This is a genomic window from Streptomyces sp. NBC_00820, assembly GCF_036347055.1.
Taxonomy (GTDB): domain Bacteria; phylum Actinomycetota; class Actinomycetes; order Streptomycetales; family Streptomycetaceae; genus Streptomyces.
The window spans coordinates 2,163,600-2,177,991 of sequence record NZ_CP108882.1; the positions used below are offsets into that span (position 1 = coordinate 2,163,600).

The 14,392-nt window shown below is 73.7% G+C and carries 7 protein-coding genes; 5 read left to right on the top strand and 2 right to left on the bottom strand.

The genetic code is table 11. The features are described from left to right. Positions 1–36: 36 nt before the first annotated feature. Positions 37–2,634: an ATP-dependent helicase HrpB gene (gene hrpB, locus OIB37_RS09905; RefSeq protein WP_330457174.1), complete on the top strand. Its 2,598-nt coding sequence runs from the start codon at positions 37–39 to the stop codon at positions 2,632–2,634. A 103-nt stretch (positions 2,635–2,737) separates the two neighbouring features. Here the strand turns inward: hrpB and OIB37_RS09910 are convergent, their stop codons facing one another. Next, a complete protein-coding gene (locus OIB37_RS09910; RefSeq protein ID WP_330457175.1) occupies positions 2,738–4,501 on the bottom strand; it encodes a lytic transglycosylase domain-containing protein in 1,764 nt (587 codons plus the stop codon). 324 nt (positions 4,502–4,825) lie between these two features. On the opposite strand from OIB37_RS09910, the gene OIB37_RS09915 reads away from it, so the two are divergent. After that, positions 4,826–5,809: a DUF4184 family protein gene (locus tag OIB37_RS09915; protein WP_330457176.1), complete on the top strand. Its 984-nt coding sequence runs from the start codon at positions 4,826–4,828 to the stop codon at positions 5,807–5,809. 738 nt (positions 5,810–6,547) lie between these two features. On the opposite strand, the gene polA is transcribed toward OIB37_RS09915, so the two are convergent. Then, positions 6,548–9,271: a DNA polymerase I gene (polA, locus tag OIB37_RS09920; protein WP_330457177.1), complete on the bottom strand. Its 2,724-nt coding sequence runs from the start codon at positions 9,269–9,271 to the stop codon at positions 6,548–6,550. Positions 9,272–9,762: 491 nt separating this feature from the next. Between polA and OIB37_RS09925 the strand changes: the two genes are divergently transcribed. The 3 genes from OIB37_RS09925 (at position 9,763) to OIB37_RS09935 (ending at position 14,276) form a co-directional block, all read left to right on the top strand. Beyond that, positions 9,763–12,042, top strand: coding sequence for an FdhF/YdeP family oxidoreductase (locus OIB37_RS09925; RefSeq protein WP_330457178.1), 2,280 nt, complete (start codon positions 9,763–9,765; stop codon positions 12,040–12,042). 56 nt (positions 12,043–12,098) lie between these two features. Beyond that, positions 12,099–12,563, top strand: a complete 465-nt coding sequence (locus tag OIB37_RS09930; RefSeq protein ID WP_330457179.1) for a hotdog fold thioesterase — start codon at positions 12,099–12,101, stop codon at positions 12,561–12,563. A gap of 699 nt (positions 12,564–13,262) precedes the next feature. Further along, positions 13,263–14,276, top strand: a complete 1,014-nt coding sequence (locus OIB37_RS09935) for a threonine ammonia-lyase (RefSeq protein ID WP_330457180.1) — start codon at positions 13,263–13,265, stop codon at positions 14,274–14,276. Positions 14,277–14,392: the final 116 nt, after the last annotated feature.

A 14,392-nucleotide genomic window follows, 5' to 3' on the forward strand; every position in this document is an offset into this window, starting at 1 on the left:
GCACGTGCGTGCCCGCCGTCGTACGACACTGGGGGCGTGATCCGCTACGACGCCCTGGACGCGCTGCCCGTGCGCACCGCCCTGCCCGCCCTGACCGAAGCGCTGGACGGGGACGGCACGGCCGTCCTGGTGGCGCCGCCCGGTACCGGCAAGACGACGCTGGTGCCGCTGGTGCTGGCGGGGCTCGTCGGCGGCGGTCCCGCGCGGCGGGTCGTGGTGGCCGAGCCGCGGCGGATCGCGGCGCGGGCGGCGGCCCGGCGGATGGCGTGGCTGCTCGGCGAGAAGCCCGGCGAGAGCGTCGGGTACACCGTGCGCGGCGAGCGGGTCGTGGGGCGGCACACTCGCGTGGAGGTCGTGACGACCGGCGTGCTGCTGCAGCGGCTCCAGCGTGACCAGGAGCTGGCCGGCGTCGACGACGTCGTGCTCGACGAGTGCCACGAGCGGCATCTGGACGCCGACACGGCGGCCGCGTTCCTGTGGGACGTACGGCAGACGCTGCGGCCGGAGCTGCGGCTGGTGGCCGCGTCGGCGACCACGGACGCGCAGGGGTGGTCGCGGCTGCTGGGCGGGGCGCCGGTGGTCGAGGCGGCGGGTGTCTCGTATCCGGTCGAGGCGGTGTGGGCGCCTCCGGTACGGCCGGTACGGCCCCCGCACGGGATGCGTGTCGATCCGGCGCTGCTCGCGCACGTGGCCTCGGTGGTGCGGCGGGCGCTGGCTGAGCGGGACGGCGATGTGCTGTGTTTCCTCCCCGGAGTCGGGGAGATCGCGCGCGTGGCGGGTCAGCTGGGGAATCTGGGGGATCTGGACGTGCTCCAGGTGCACGGCCGGGCGCCGGCCGCCGTACAGGACGCGGTGCTGACGGCCGGGGAGCGGCGCCGGGTGGTGCTGGCGACGTCCGTGGCGGAGTCGTCCCTGACGGTGCCCGGGGTGCGGGTGGTGGTCGACTCGGGGCTGGCCCGGGAGCCGCGGGTGGATCACGCGCGCGGGCTGAGCGGCCTGACGACCGTACGGGCGTCGCGGGCGGCCGGCCGGCAGCGGGCGGGGCGCGCCGGGCGTGAGGCGCCGGGTGTGGTGTACCGGTGCTGGTCCGAGGCCGAGGACGTGCGGCTGCCTGCTTTCCCGGCGCCCGAGATCAAGGTGGCCGACCTGACCGCGTTCGCCCTGCAGACGGCCTGCTGGGGCGATCCGGACGCCTCCGGGCTGGCGTTGCTGGATCCGCCGCCGGGCGGGGCGATGGCGGCGGCGCGGGACGTGCTGACGGCCGTGGGCGCGGTCGACTCCGCGGGCCGGGCCACGGAACTCGGCGTGCGGCTGGGGCGGCTGGGGGTGCACCCCCGACTGGGACGGGCCTTGCTGGACACCTCCGGCGGGGGCGCCGGGGCGGTCGCGCTGCTCTCCGAGGAGGCGCCGCGGGAGTACGGGGACGATCTGGCCGGCGCTCTGCGGCGCGCCCGGCGTGGGGGTGACGCCTACGCGGGACGGTGGCGGAGCGAGGTACGCCGGCTGCGGGGCGTCTCCACGGAGTTCTCCCACCTGCCCGCCCCTGCGCCGCTCTTCCCGGCGGACCGCAGCGGAGTTCCGCCGGCGCGCGCGGACCGGGACGCGGCCGCCGCTTCGATCGCCGCTTCCCCGTCCCGGGTGAGCGGGCGGACGGACGCCGAGGAGGACGGCCTCGTCGGACTGACCGCCGCCCTCGCCTTCCCCGAACGGGTCGCCAGGCTCGATGGCGGGTCGTACCTCATGGTGTCCGGGACGCGGGCCGAGCTCACCGAGGGATCGGCGCTGCGGGGGGCGCCCTGGATCGTCGTGGCCGTCGCCGACCGGCCCGGCGGCAAGGGGCACGCGCGGGTGCGGCTCGGGGCGGCCGTGCACGAGGACGTGGCACGGGCGGCCGCGGGGGCGCTGCTGGAGGAACGCGACGAGGTGCGCTGGGCCGACGGGGACGTCGTGGCGCGGCGCGTCGAGCGGCTGGGAGCCGTCGAGCTGGCCGTACGGCCGCTGCGGGACGTGGCGTCCGGTCCGCTGCGCCGTGCTCTTCTCGACGGGCTCCGGCAGGAGGGGCTCGGACTGTTGCGCTGGTCTCCGGAGGCGGTGGTGCTGCGGCAGCGGCTGGCGTTCCTGCGCGCGCACCTCGGGGAGCCGTGGCCGGACGTGTCGGACGAGGCGCTGTACGCGCGCGTGGACGAGTGGCTGGAGCCCGAGCTGGGCCGGGCCCGGCGGCGGGCCGATCTCGGGCGGATCGACGCCGGGGAGGCTCTCGCGCGGCTGCTGCCCTGGGCGGGCGGGGAGGCCGCCCGGCTGGAGGAGCTGGCTCCCGAACGGATCGCCGTACCGAGTGGGTCCAGGATCCGGATCGACTACGGGGATCCGGAACGGCCGGTGCTCGCGGTGAAGCTGCAGGAGATGTTCGGGTTGCGGGAGACGCCGGCCCTCGCGGGGGTGCCGCTGCTCGTGCACCTGCTCTCCCCCGCCGGCCGGCCCGCCGCCGTCACGGCCGACCTCGCGTCCTTCTGGCGGGACGGCTACCGGGCCGTGCGGGCCGAGCTGCGCGGGCGCTATCCGAAGCATCCGTGGCCCGAGGACCCGGCCGCGGCCGAGCCCACCCGGCACACCAACGCGCGCCTCAGGCGCTGACCCGCAGCGGAGCACGGAGCGGGGCACGGAGCGGGGCGCCCCCTCCGCTCGGGTGGCGAGGTGGAGGGGGCGCCCCGGTGTGCCGTGCGCGTGCGCCGGTCCGTCAGGAGGTCGCCGACGGGTCCGGAGACGGGGTGGACGGGTCGGCCGACGGGGTGGTGGAGGTGTCGGCCGGGGCGACCTTCAGCTCGACGATGAGGGTGGCTCCGCCGGGGGTGGTGAGGCGGAGCAGGAACGTGCCGGTGGTGTCGTCCGCATAGAGCTTCGGCAGGGTGAGCAGGCCCTTGTCGTCGGTCTGGAGGGCGGCGAGGGTGCGTACGGGCTTGCCGTCGGCGTCCTTGAAGTAGGGGCCCTTGTCGTTCTCGGTGGAGTCGTCGGCCGCCTTGATCAGCGTGGCGGTGACCGCCACCTTGTCCGCGACGGCGCCCTTGTAGGCGGCCTTCACCTGGACCTGGTCGGCGAACTCGCCGCCCGGGGTGCAGGTCAGCGGGGTGTCCGCGGTGCGGGCCAGGGTGTCGGCGGCGCGGGCGGTGACGGTGGCGGTGTAGTCGACGCCCTTGGCCTTGTGGCCGACGACCGCGGTGGTGACCTTGAAATCGCCGGTCTTCTCGCCCGCCTGGAGCGCCGGCGCGAGGGCCACTCCCTTGGCGTCGGTGGCGATCGTGGCGACGCTCTCGCCGCCGGCGAAGGTGGCGTCGGTGTCGCCGGTGATGGTGAACCGGACGCGTACCTTGCCCACGGCCGTCCCGGACTTGGTCTCGGCGCGGGTGGCGATCCGCTCGCCGAACGTGTCGCCGGCCATCGCGGTGAGCTGCGCGGTGTCCGCGTCCGCCAGGTGGTCCACGGTGGCGGACGGGGTGGGCGGCTGTGACGGGACCGGCGGGGCCGGGGGCGTGGGGTGCGGGCTCTCGCCGCCACCGCCGGGCTTGTCGGGGCGCGGGTCCGGTGCGGGCGTGGGCTTCGACTGCGGCTTCTGCGGCTTCCGCGGCTCGGAGGGCGTGGTGGGCCTGGAGCGCGGGGTGCTGTCGTCGCTGCGGTGGGAGGGCAGGGTGCCGGTGCCGTCGGGCACGGAGTGGGTGCCCTTGCCGTAGTACTCCATCCAGTTCAGGACCAGGCGCAGGTAGTCCTGGGAGTTGTTGTAGCTGAGGATCGCGCTGTGCAGGTCGGCGTCGCTCGACAGGTCCCAGCCGTTGCGGCACAGGTAGTGGCCGGCGGCGAGCGCGGCGTCGTAGACGTTGTTGGGGTCCTTCTTGCCGTCGCCGTTGCCGTCGCGGCCGGCCCAGGCCCAGGTGGAGGGGATGAACTGCATGGGTCCGACGGCCTGGTCGTAGGCGCTGTTGCCGTCGTAGGCACCGTGGTCGGTGTCCGGGATGAGCGCGAAGCCGTTGCCGTCGAGCTGCGGGCCGAGGATGCGGCCCAGTGTGGTGCCGTCGGCGTCCACCCGGCCGCCGCGGGCCTGGCCGGACTCCACCTTGCCGATGGCGGCGAGGAGTTGCCAGGGCAGGTTGCAGCCCGGCTTGGCGGCGCGCAGGTCGGTCTCGGCCTTCTGGTAGGCCGCGAGGACGGTCGCGGGAATGCCGGCCTCGGCATCACCCTGGACGACCGGCGTGCCGGAAGCAGGCGACGACGGGCCGGGGTTGGGGCTGTTCAGTGGCGGCAGGTCCGTGTAGTAACGCGAGTTGCCGGTGGCGGTCCCGTCGGACGCGGGGTCGGGGACGGGGGTGCTGGCGCCGGCGGCGGCCTGTCTCCCGGGGTCCTCGCCGGTCGCACCCGGAGCCTGGGACGCGGACAGAGCCGCGACCGCTGCCGCTGCCACGGCGGTGGTCGCCGCTCCCTTGCGCAGTCGCCTGCCGAAATGCGCCGCCATAGAGTGAACCCCTCCCGTGGACGTCCCTGACGTCCTTCGCCGTCTGTCTGCCTCGCTCTGGTGTGACGGTCGAGCCGGTGTTCTGGTTGCCCCTGTTCCGCCCTTGCGTCACTGCGACGTGTGTGCAGCCGTGCACCCCGCAGGTCGACCCAGGTGACACTACGACAACATGCTTGGCCCAGACACCCGTTCGCGCCCGTTTTCACCGGTTGACCGACTCCCTTTGTGGCGTCCGGTCCCGATGGGAGGGGGCACCCATACTGGGCGGACTCGATCTCCGGTTCCCCCCCGTCACACAGCCGACGACCGCTCCAGGAGGCTTCGTTGCCGTTCACACTCAGCCACGCGGCGGCCGTGCTGCCCGCCGTCCGCGGGGACGGCAGTGGCCGTGGCCGGCTGGTGCCCTCGGTGCTCGTCGCGGGCTCCTTCGCCCCCGACATGCCCTACTTCGCGGCGAGCGTCGTACCAGGCGGCATGGAGTTCGGGGCGGTCACTCACTCCTTCGCGGGGGTGGTGAGCGTCGACGTGCTCATCGCCTGGGCGCTGGTGACGGCGTGGCTGCTGGTCCGGGAGCCGCTCGTGGCACTGCTGCCCCCGGCCCGGCAGGGCCGGCCGGCCGCCCTCCTGCGCTGTGGCGCGCCACGCACGCGCTTGCGGGCGGTCACCGTGCGGGCGGTCTCCCCGCGGGCCGTCTCCGTGCGGGCGGTCTCCGTGCTGCGGTGGTACGGCTGCGCGGTGCTCGGTGCGCTGACGCATGTCGTGTGGGACGCGTTCACGCACCACGACCGGTGGGGGTCACGGCTGATCCCCGCCCTCGGCCGGGACCTCGCGGGCATGCCGGTGTACACGTGGACGCAGTACGGCTCGTCGGCGCTGGGCGCCATGGTGATCGCGGTCTTCTCGGTACGAGCGCTGCGGCTGACCCCCGCCGGGCAGCCGGCGGGGGTGCCCGCGCTGTCCGTACGGGACCGGTGGTGGGCCGGTGCCGTGATCGGCGGGTGCGCCCTGGCCGGTGCGGTGCTGCGGGCGGCCCGGTGGTGGGACCACCACGCCGCGGCTGCGGCGGCACGGCCCTGGGACCTGGTGCCCACCCTCTGCTTCGGGGCGGGCGCCGGGCTGCTCCTGGGGGTGCTTCTGTACGCGGCCGGGGTCAGGCTGTGGCGTCCGGCCCGGATTCCGGGCGGTCCCGGCGATCACCCGGAACGTCCCGGGCGTCCCGGGCGTCCTGAGGGCCCGCGGAGCCCTGCGCGTGCCGCGCGTCCCGGTGGGACGGTCGGTGCGGGGCGGGACCGGTCGGGCGCTCGGTGAGGGACGCGACGAAGACGGTGAGGGTGCGCCGGGGGCGCGCCTTCGGGACCAGGGCGAGCAGCAGCGCGAGGTAGCCGCGTGCCAGGTCGGGCCACGCGCGCCAGTCGGGGGCGCGGTGGATCCGGGCGGTGAGCCGGCGTCTGAGGTCCTTGACGGTCCTGCGCACCGTCGTGGCCGGGTCGGCGGGGATGCGGGCGGTGCTTGCGTCGTCCGCGAGGGGCGGGACCGGCGAGGCGGGCGTGGCCTGGGCCGAGACGGTGTCCGCCCAGACCAGGATGCCGTTGCGCGCCTCGGGCGTCCGGCGGTGGAGCATGCGTATACCCATGCTCGCAGTGTTGCCGGTACGCGCGGCGGGCGGCGTTCTGGCGGGGGCCACGTGAGTGAAACACCCTCCGGGGGCCGGTGCGGGTGCCTGCGGAGTGAGGGCGACCTTGGCACAGGGCGGGACCGGCGTCGCGGGGTGCGTTGTGGGGCTGCGGTGGGGTGCGGGGGCTGCGGGGGTTGCGGGGGTGCGGTGGGACCGGCACCGCCGGTGCGGCCCGTGGGCGGGCGCCTGCCGGCCCGGCCGTTGCCGGTGCGGCGCAGGGAGCCGGTGCGGCGCAGGGAGCCGGTGCGGCTCTGTGGGGAAGCGCGGCTCTGTGGGGAGGCTGTGGGGCGGGAGGCCCGCGCTGAGGGGGCGCGCTGCGGGGAGGGTGGGCCGTGGTGTGCGGCCCGCCCTCCCCGCTGGATCGCCGAAGGCTAGTGCGCCGCCGACTCCCAGTCCGGGCCTACGCCCACCGAGACGTCCAGGGGGGCGCGGAGGTCGACGGCGTCGGCCATTTCGCGGCGGACGATCTCCTCGACGGTCGCGCGCTCCCCGGGGGCGATCTCCAGGACGATTTCGTCGTGGACCTGGAGCAGCGTGCGGGACTTGAGGTCCGCCGCGCGCAGGGCCCGGTCGACGTTGAGCATGGCGATCTTGACGATGTCGGCCGCGGTGCCCTGGATCGGGGCGTTCAGGGCCATGCGCTCGGCCATCTCGCGCCGCTGGCGGTTGTCGCTGTTGAGGTCGGGCAGGTAGCGGCGGCGGCCGAACAGGGTCTCGGTGTAGCCGGTCGCGCGGGCCTCGTCGACCACCCGGCGCAGGTAGTCCCGTACGCCGCCGAAGCGCTCGAAGTAGGTGTCCATCAGGGCACGCGCCTCGCCCGCCTCGATGTTCAGCTGCCCGGAGAGGCCGAAGGCGGACAGGCCGTAGGCCAGGCCGTACGACATCGCCTTGATCTTGCGGCGCATCTCCGCGTCCACCGCGTCCCGCTCGACCGAGAACACCTGGGAGGCGACCGTGGTGTGCAGGTCCTCGCCGGTGGCGAAGGCCTCGATCAGGCCCTCGTCCTCGGAGAGGTGGGCCATCACGCGCAGCTCGATCTGGCTGTAGTCGGCGGTCATGAGGGACTCGAAGCCCTCGCCGACCACGAAGCCCCGCCGGATCGCGCGGCCCTCGTCGGTGCGGACGGGGATGTTCTGGAGGTTCGGGTCCGTGGAGGACAGCCGGCCGGTCGCGGCCACGGTCTGGTTGAAGGTGGTGTGGATACGGCCGTCGGCGGCGACGGTCTTGATCAGGCCTTCGACCGTGACGCGCAGCTTCGCCTGCTCCCGGTGGCGGAGCATGATCACCGGCAGTTCGTTGGTGGTCTGGCCGGCGAGCCAGGCCAGGGCGTCGGCGTCGGTGGTGTAGCCGGTCTTGGTCTTCTTCGTCTTGGGCAGGGCCAGTTCGCCGAAGAGGACCTCCTGGAGCTGCTTGGGCGAGCCCAGGTTGAACTCGTGGCCGGCGGCCGCGTGCGCCTCCTTCACGGCCTGCTGCACGGCGCCCGCGAAGGTCTGCTCCATGGCCTCCAGGTGGGCGCGGTCGGCGGCGATGCCGTGGCGCTCCATGCGGGCGAGCAGGGCGGAGGTGGGCAGTTCCACGTCCCGCAGCAGGCCGGCGGCGCCGACCTCCTCGAGGCGGCCCTCGAAGGCCTCGCCCAGGTCGAGGATGGCGCGGGCCTGGACCATCAGGGCCTCGGCCTCGGCACCCTCGTCCGCGCCGAAGGCCAGCTGGCCGTCGGCCGCGGCGGCGGGGGCCAGCTCGCGGTGCAGGTACTCCAGGGACAGCGCGTCCAGGTCGAAGGAGCGGCGGCCGGGCTTGACCAGGTAGGCGGCGAGCGCGGTGTCCATGCGCACGCCCTCGACGCTCCAGCCGTGCTCGGCGAGGACGCGCATGGCGCCCTTGGCGTTGTGGAACACCTTGGGGCGCTCGGCGTCGGCGAGCCAGGCCGCGAAGGCGTTCTCGTCGGACTCGTCCAGCTCGGCGGGGTCGAACCAGGCGGCCGCTCCCCCGGCCGCGGCGAGCGCGACCTCGGCGACCGAGCCGGTGCCCAGCGCCCAGGTGTCGACCGTGGCGACGCCGAGCGTCCCGGTGCCGTGCTCGGCGAGCCAGGCGGCCAGTTCGCCGGTGCGCAGGACCGTGCCGTCCAGCTCGACGCCCTCGGTGGCGACCGGGGCGGTCTCGGCCTCCTCCGCGCCGGGGTCGACGGCGTAGAGCCGCTCGCGCAGGGACGGGTTCCTGATCTCCAGGGTGTCCAGGATCATCGCGACGGTCTTGCGGTCGTACGGGGCGCGCTCCAGCTCGGTGACCGTCTTCGGCAGCTCGACCTGGCGCTCCAGCTCCGTGAGGACGCGGTTGAGCTGGACCGACTCCAGGTGGTCGCGGAGGTTCTGGCCGGCCTTGCCCTTGACCTCGTCGACGCGCTCGACCAGCTCGGCGAAGGAGCCGAACTGGTTGATCCACTTCGCCGCCGTCTTCTCGCCGACGCCGGGGATGCCCGGGAGGTTGTCCGACGGGTCGCCGCGCAGGGCCGCGAAGTCGGGGTACTGGGAGGGCGTCAACCCGTACTTCTCGAAAACCTTCTCCGGGGTGAACCGGGTCAGCTCCGAGACGCCCTTCGTCGGGTACAGCACGGTCGTGTTCTCGGTGACCAGCTGGAAGGAGTCGCGGTCGCCGGTGACGATCAGCACCTCGAAGCCCTCGGCCTCGGCCTGGGTGGCGAGGGTGGCGATGACGTCGTCCGCCTCGAAACCGGGTACGGCGAAGCGGGGGGCGTGCATCGCGTCGAGCAGCTCGCCGATCAGCTCGACCTGGCCCTTGAACTCGTCCGGGGTCTTGGAGCGGTTCGCCTTGTACTCGGTGAACCGCTCCGAGCGCCACGTCTTGCGGGACACGTCGAAGGCCACCGCGAAGTGCGTGGGCGCCTCGTCACGCAGGGTGTTGGCCAGCATCGAGGCGAAGCCGTAGATCGCGTTCGTCGGCTGGCCCGTCGCGGTGGTGAAGTTCTCCGCGGGCAGCGCGAAGAACGCGCGGTACGCCAGCGAGTGCCCGTCCATGAGCATCAGACGGGGACGGCCGCCGGGGTTGTTGTCGGTCTTCTTCGCTGCTTTCTCTGCCACGCCCCCGATCCTGCCACGGCCCACTGACACCTGTGGCTCCGCCTGGGTGGGGGCATGGGGTGCCGGGTGCGTGGGGGTCGTCTTTCGGGTGCGGGTGGGTGGGGGCTGGGCGCGCAGTTCCCCGCGCCCCTGGGGGGTGGCCGTGGCGGTCGTCGGGGAGGCGCTGCCCGCCCAAGGGGCGCCGGGTCGGTGCGGAGCGCTTTTCGGGTGCGGGTGGGTGGGGGCTCGGCGCGCAGTTCCCCGCGCCCCTGGGGGGCGGCCGTGGCGGTCGTCGGGGAGGCGCTGCCCGCCCAAGGGGCGCCGGGTCGGTGCGGAGCGCTTTTCGGGTGCGGGTGGGTGGGAGCTCGGCGCGCAGTTCCCCGCGCCCCTGGGGGGTGGCCGTGGCGGTCGTCGGGAGGTGGGGCTGGGACTACCCGGGCGGAATCATTGTCGGTGGGGCGTGGGAGGATCGGCGGCGGTTTGTATCCCGTGCAGTCGAAGGGGAGCGTGCGATGGCGACGAAGCCGCCGATGGGTGATCCGGTTCAGGACGCGCCGGAGGTCGCGGAGCCGAAGCACGCGGCGGCGGGGCTGCCGGCCATCGGGCACACGCTGCGGATCGCGCAGCGGCAGATGGGGGTGCGGCGCACCGCGCTGACGCTGCTGCGGGTGAACCAGGCGGACGGCTTCGACTGCCCGGGCTGCGCCTGGCCGGAGCCGGAGCACCGGCACAAGGCGGAGTTCTGCGAGAACGGCGCCAAGGCGGTGGCCGAGGAGGCCACGCTGCGCCGGGTCACCCCCGATTTCTTCGCCACGCACTCCGTCTCGGCCCTCGCCGGGCGCAGCGGGTACTGGCTGGGGCAGCAGGGGCGGCTCACCCACCCCATGTATCTGCCCGAAGGGGCCGACCACTACGAGCCGGTGACCTGGGAGCGGGCCTTCGGCATCATCGCCGAGGAGATCGCCGCGCTCGGCTCCCCCGACGAGGCCGTCTTCTACACCTCGGGGCGGACCAGCAACGAGGCCGCGTTCCTGTACCAGTTGTTCGCGCGCGAGCTGGGCACCAACAACCTGCCCGACTGCTCGAACATGTGCCACGAGTCGTCCGGCTCGGCGCTGACGGAGACGATAGGCATCGGCAAGGGAAGCGTCCTGCTGGACGACCTCCACCAGGCCGACCTGATCATCGTCGCGGGGCAGAACCCGGGGACCAACCACCCGCGCATGCTCTCGGCGCTGGAGAAGGCCAAGGCGGCCGGCGCGAGGATCATCAGCGTCAACCCGCTGCCCGAGGCGGGCCTGGAGCGGTTCAAGAACCCGCAGACCCCAAAGGGCATGCTCAAGGGCGCGGCCCTCACCGACCTGTTCCTGCAGATCCGCATAGGCGGCGACCAGGCCCTGTTCCGTCTGCTCAACAAGCTGATCCTGGAGACCGGGGGCGCAGTCGACGAGGAGTTCGTGCGCACGCACACCCACGGTTACGAGGAGTTCGCCGCCGCCGCCCGCGCCGCCGACTGGGCGAAGACGCTGGAGGCGACCGGCCTCACCCGCGCGGAGATCGAGGAAGCCCTCGCCATGGTGCTCGCCTCGAAGCGGACCATCGTCTGCTGGGCCATGGGCCTCACGCAGCACAAGCACTCCGTGCCGACCATCCGCGAGGTGGTCAACTTCCTGCTCCTGCGCGGCAACATAGGCCGGCCGGGCGCGGGCGTGTGCCCGGTACGCGGCCACTCCAACGTGCAGGGCGACCGCACGATGGGCATCTTCGAGCGGCCGGCCACGGCGTTCCTGGACGCGCTGGAGAAGGAGTTCGGGTTCACGCCCCCGCGCGAGCACGGCTTCGACGTCGTACGGGCCGTACGGGCGCTGCGTGACGGCGAGGCGAAGGTGTTCTTCGCGATGGGCGGCAACTTCGTCGCCGCCACCCCCGACACCGACGTCACCGAGGCCGCCGTGCGGCGGGCCCGGCTGACCGTGCACGTGTCGACCAAGCTCAACCGCTCGCACGTGGTCACGGGCGCGCGCGCCCTGATCCTGCCGACGCTCGGCCGTACCGAGCGCGATGTGCAGGACGGCGGCGCCCAGTTCGTCACCGTCGAGGACTCCATGGGCATGGTGCACGCCTCGCGCGGGCGGCTGGAGCCGGCGAGCGCGCAGCTGCTGTCCGAGCCGGCGATCGTGTGCCGGATGGCGCGCGCGGTGCTCGGCGAGAACAGCGTCGTGCCGTGGGGGGAGTTCGAGCGGGACTACGCGGCGATCCGGGATCGTATCGCGCGGGTGGTCCCCGGTTTCGAGGACTTCAACGCGCGCGCGGCCCGCCCGGGAGGGTTCACGCTGCCGCACGCCCCGCGTGACGAGCGCCGGTTCCCGACGGCCACCGGCAAGGCGAACTTCACGGCGGCGCCGGTGGAGTACCCGGACCTGCCCGAGGGCCGGCTGCTGCTGCAGACGCTGCGCTCGCACGACCAGTACAACACCACGGTCTACGGCCTGGACGACCGCTACCGGGGCATCACGGGCGGTCGCCGGGTGGTGCTGGTGAACCCGGAGGACGCGCGGGCCCTCGGTGTCGCCGACGGGTCGTACGTGGACCTGGTCGGCGAGTGGAAGGACGGCGTGGAGCGGCGGGCGTCCGGGTTCCGTGTCGTGCACTATCCGACGGCCCGGGGCTGCGCGGCGGCGTACTACCCGGAGACGAACGTGCTGGTGCCGCTGGACGCCACCGCGGACGTCAGCAACACCCCGGCCAGCAAGTCCGTCGTGGTCCGTCTGGAACAATCGGCGACCGACTGAGCGTTTGCTCAGTCGACACCGGATCGACCGGATCGACGAGAACGGAGCCTGGTCCCATGGGCGAGCAGCAGCACGTGAAGTTCCCGCAGGAGATCATCGACGAGTACGCGGCCCTCGGTGTCGACCTGCCCGCGCTGTTCTCGGCAGGACACCTCGGGACGCGGATGGGTGTGCAGGTCCTGGAGGCCTCGCCGGAGCGGGTCGTCGGGACGATGCCGGTGGAGGGCAACACCCAGCCGTACGGGCTGCTGCACGGCGGCGCCTCCGCGGTGCTCGCCGAGACCCTCGGCTCGGTCGGTTCCATGCTGCACGGCGGCGCCTCGAAGGTCGCGGTGGGCGTGGACCTGAACTGCACCCACCACCGCGGGGTCCGCTCCGGCCTGGTCACCGGCGTGGCCACGCCCGTGCACCGGGGCCGCTCGACGGCGACGTACGAGATCGTGATCAGCGACGAGGAGGGGCGCCGGGTGTGCAGCGCCCGGCTGACCTGCCTGCTGCGGGACACCCAGGCGCCGGCCTGAGCCGAGCCGCTCCGGCCCGAGGCCGGGGCGCGCGACGCCGGAACCTGAGCGCGCGACGCCGAGGCCGGGGCACGCACGACCGGGGCCGGGGCATGCGCGGCCCGGGCCGTTGCGCACCGCTGCGGGCCATGTCCCGCAGCGCCGCACCCTGTCCACGCCGGCCGCACCATGCCGCACTGAACATGCCCCGCTGAAACATGCCCCACTGAGCATGTCCCACCGAACCGAGCCGGCGATGCCCCAACCGGACCGGACCGCACCGGACATGACCGCACCGCACCGCACCGGCTGCGCCCCGTTCGAACCGAGCCAATTCCCGCTCGAACCCAGCCAATTACCGCTGTACCGAGCCATCCCGCTCCGCGGCGCGCGGCGGCGGTCCGCACCCTCCGGAGGCGGCCGCCGCCGCGCGTGCTTTCGGCCAGGACACGCCTCCCGGACCCGCCGGACGTCCGCGAACTCCGAGCACGCCGGGCATTGATGCGACTGCTTTGCGCCAATCCCGCAGGCCCGTTCAACCATTTCAAGATCCCGGACCTTCGTTAACAGTCTGCGAAATACTCCAGAAATATTCGCAAGCCGTCCGGCGGCCTGTCGCCAAGAACGCGCAAACTCGCCCCTGTCGGGGGTTGAAGTCGGCGGATCCACTCATTAGGTTCCCATGGGTCGTAAATCTCGCCGGGCGCGTCAGGAGAGACGATGTCGGAGTCATCCGGATTACCTCTGGTGGAGGTCGGAGAGGTCGTGAGCGCCGCGAGGCGGTCCGCCGGGCTGATCCGCCGTACACCGGTTCTGCACCTCGACGTGCCCACGTCCGCGCGGGACGGGGCCGCCGAGCGGGCGGAGGGTCTGCTGCTCAAGGCCGAACACCTGCAACTGCTCGGCTCGTTCAAGATCCGCGGCGCGTACAACGCGATCGCCCTGCTGCCGGAGGACGTGCGCGGCCGCGGCGTCGTCACCTTCTCCAGCGGCAACCACGGCAAGGCGGTCGCCTACGCGGCGGCCCTGCACGGCGTCAAGGCCACCGTGGTCATGCCCGAGACGGCGCCCGGCGTGAAGATCGACGGGGTGCGGGCGCTCGGTGCCACGGTGGAACTGGTCACGCCCGAGCGGCGGGACACCTATCCGTACGAACTCGCGGAACGGACCGGCTCACGGGTCGTGCACCCCTTCGACGCCCGGGACGTCATCGCCGGACAGGGCACGCTCGGCCTGGAGATCCTGCGCCAGGTACCCGACGTCTCGGCCGTCCTGGTGCCCGTCAGCGGCGGCGGCCTGATCAGCGGTGTGGCCGTCGCCGTCAAGGCGCTGCGCCCCGACGTCGCCGTCATCGGCGTGGAGCCGGAGCTCGCGGCGGACGCGGCACAGAGTCTGCGCGACGGCGAGCGGGCCGTGTGGCCGACCGAGCACGTGTACCGGACCCGGGCCGACGGCCTGCGCGCCACCTCGCTGGGCGCACTGCCCTGGGAGCACGTGCGCCGGCTCGTGGACGGCATCGTGACGGTCCCGGAGGACGACATCAGCCGTGCGCTGCGCTGTCTGGCCCGGCACGGGAAGCAGTTGGTGGAGCCGTCGGGAGCAGTCGCCCCGGCGGCCTTTCTGTACGGGCACCACGTCCCCCCACCGGGGGCGGGGCCCGTGGTGAGCGTGGTGTCGGGCGGGAACGCGGATCCCGCCCTGACCGCCGCGGTGCTCACCGGACAGCAGTTCTGAGCGCGATCACCGAATCAGCTCTTTGGGGGACCCTTGTCACCACACATTCCCATGTCGCTGTCCGCGGCATGCGCGGAGGCGGAATTCGCCTACCGTTTCCTGCCTTTCTATCGCGA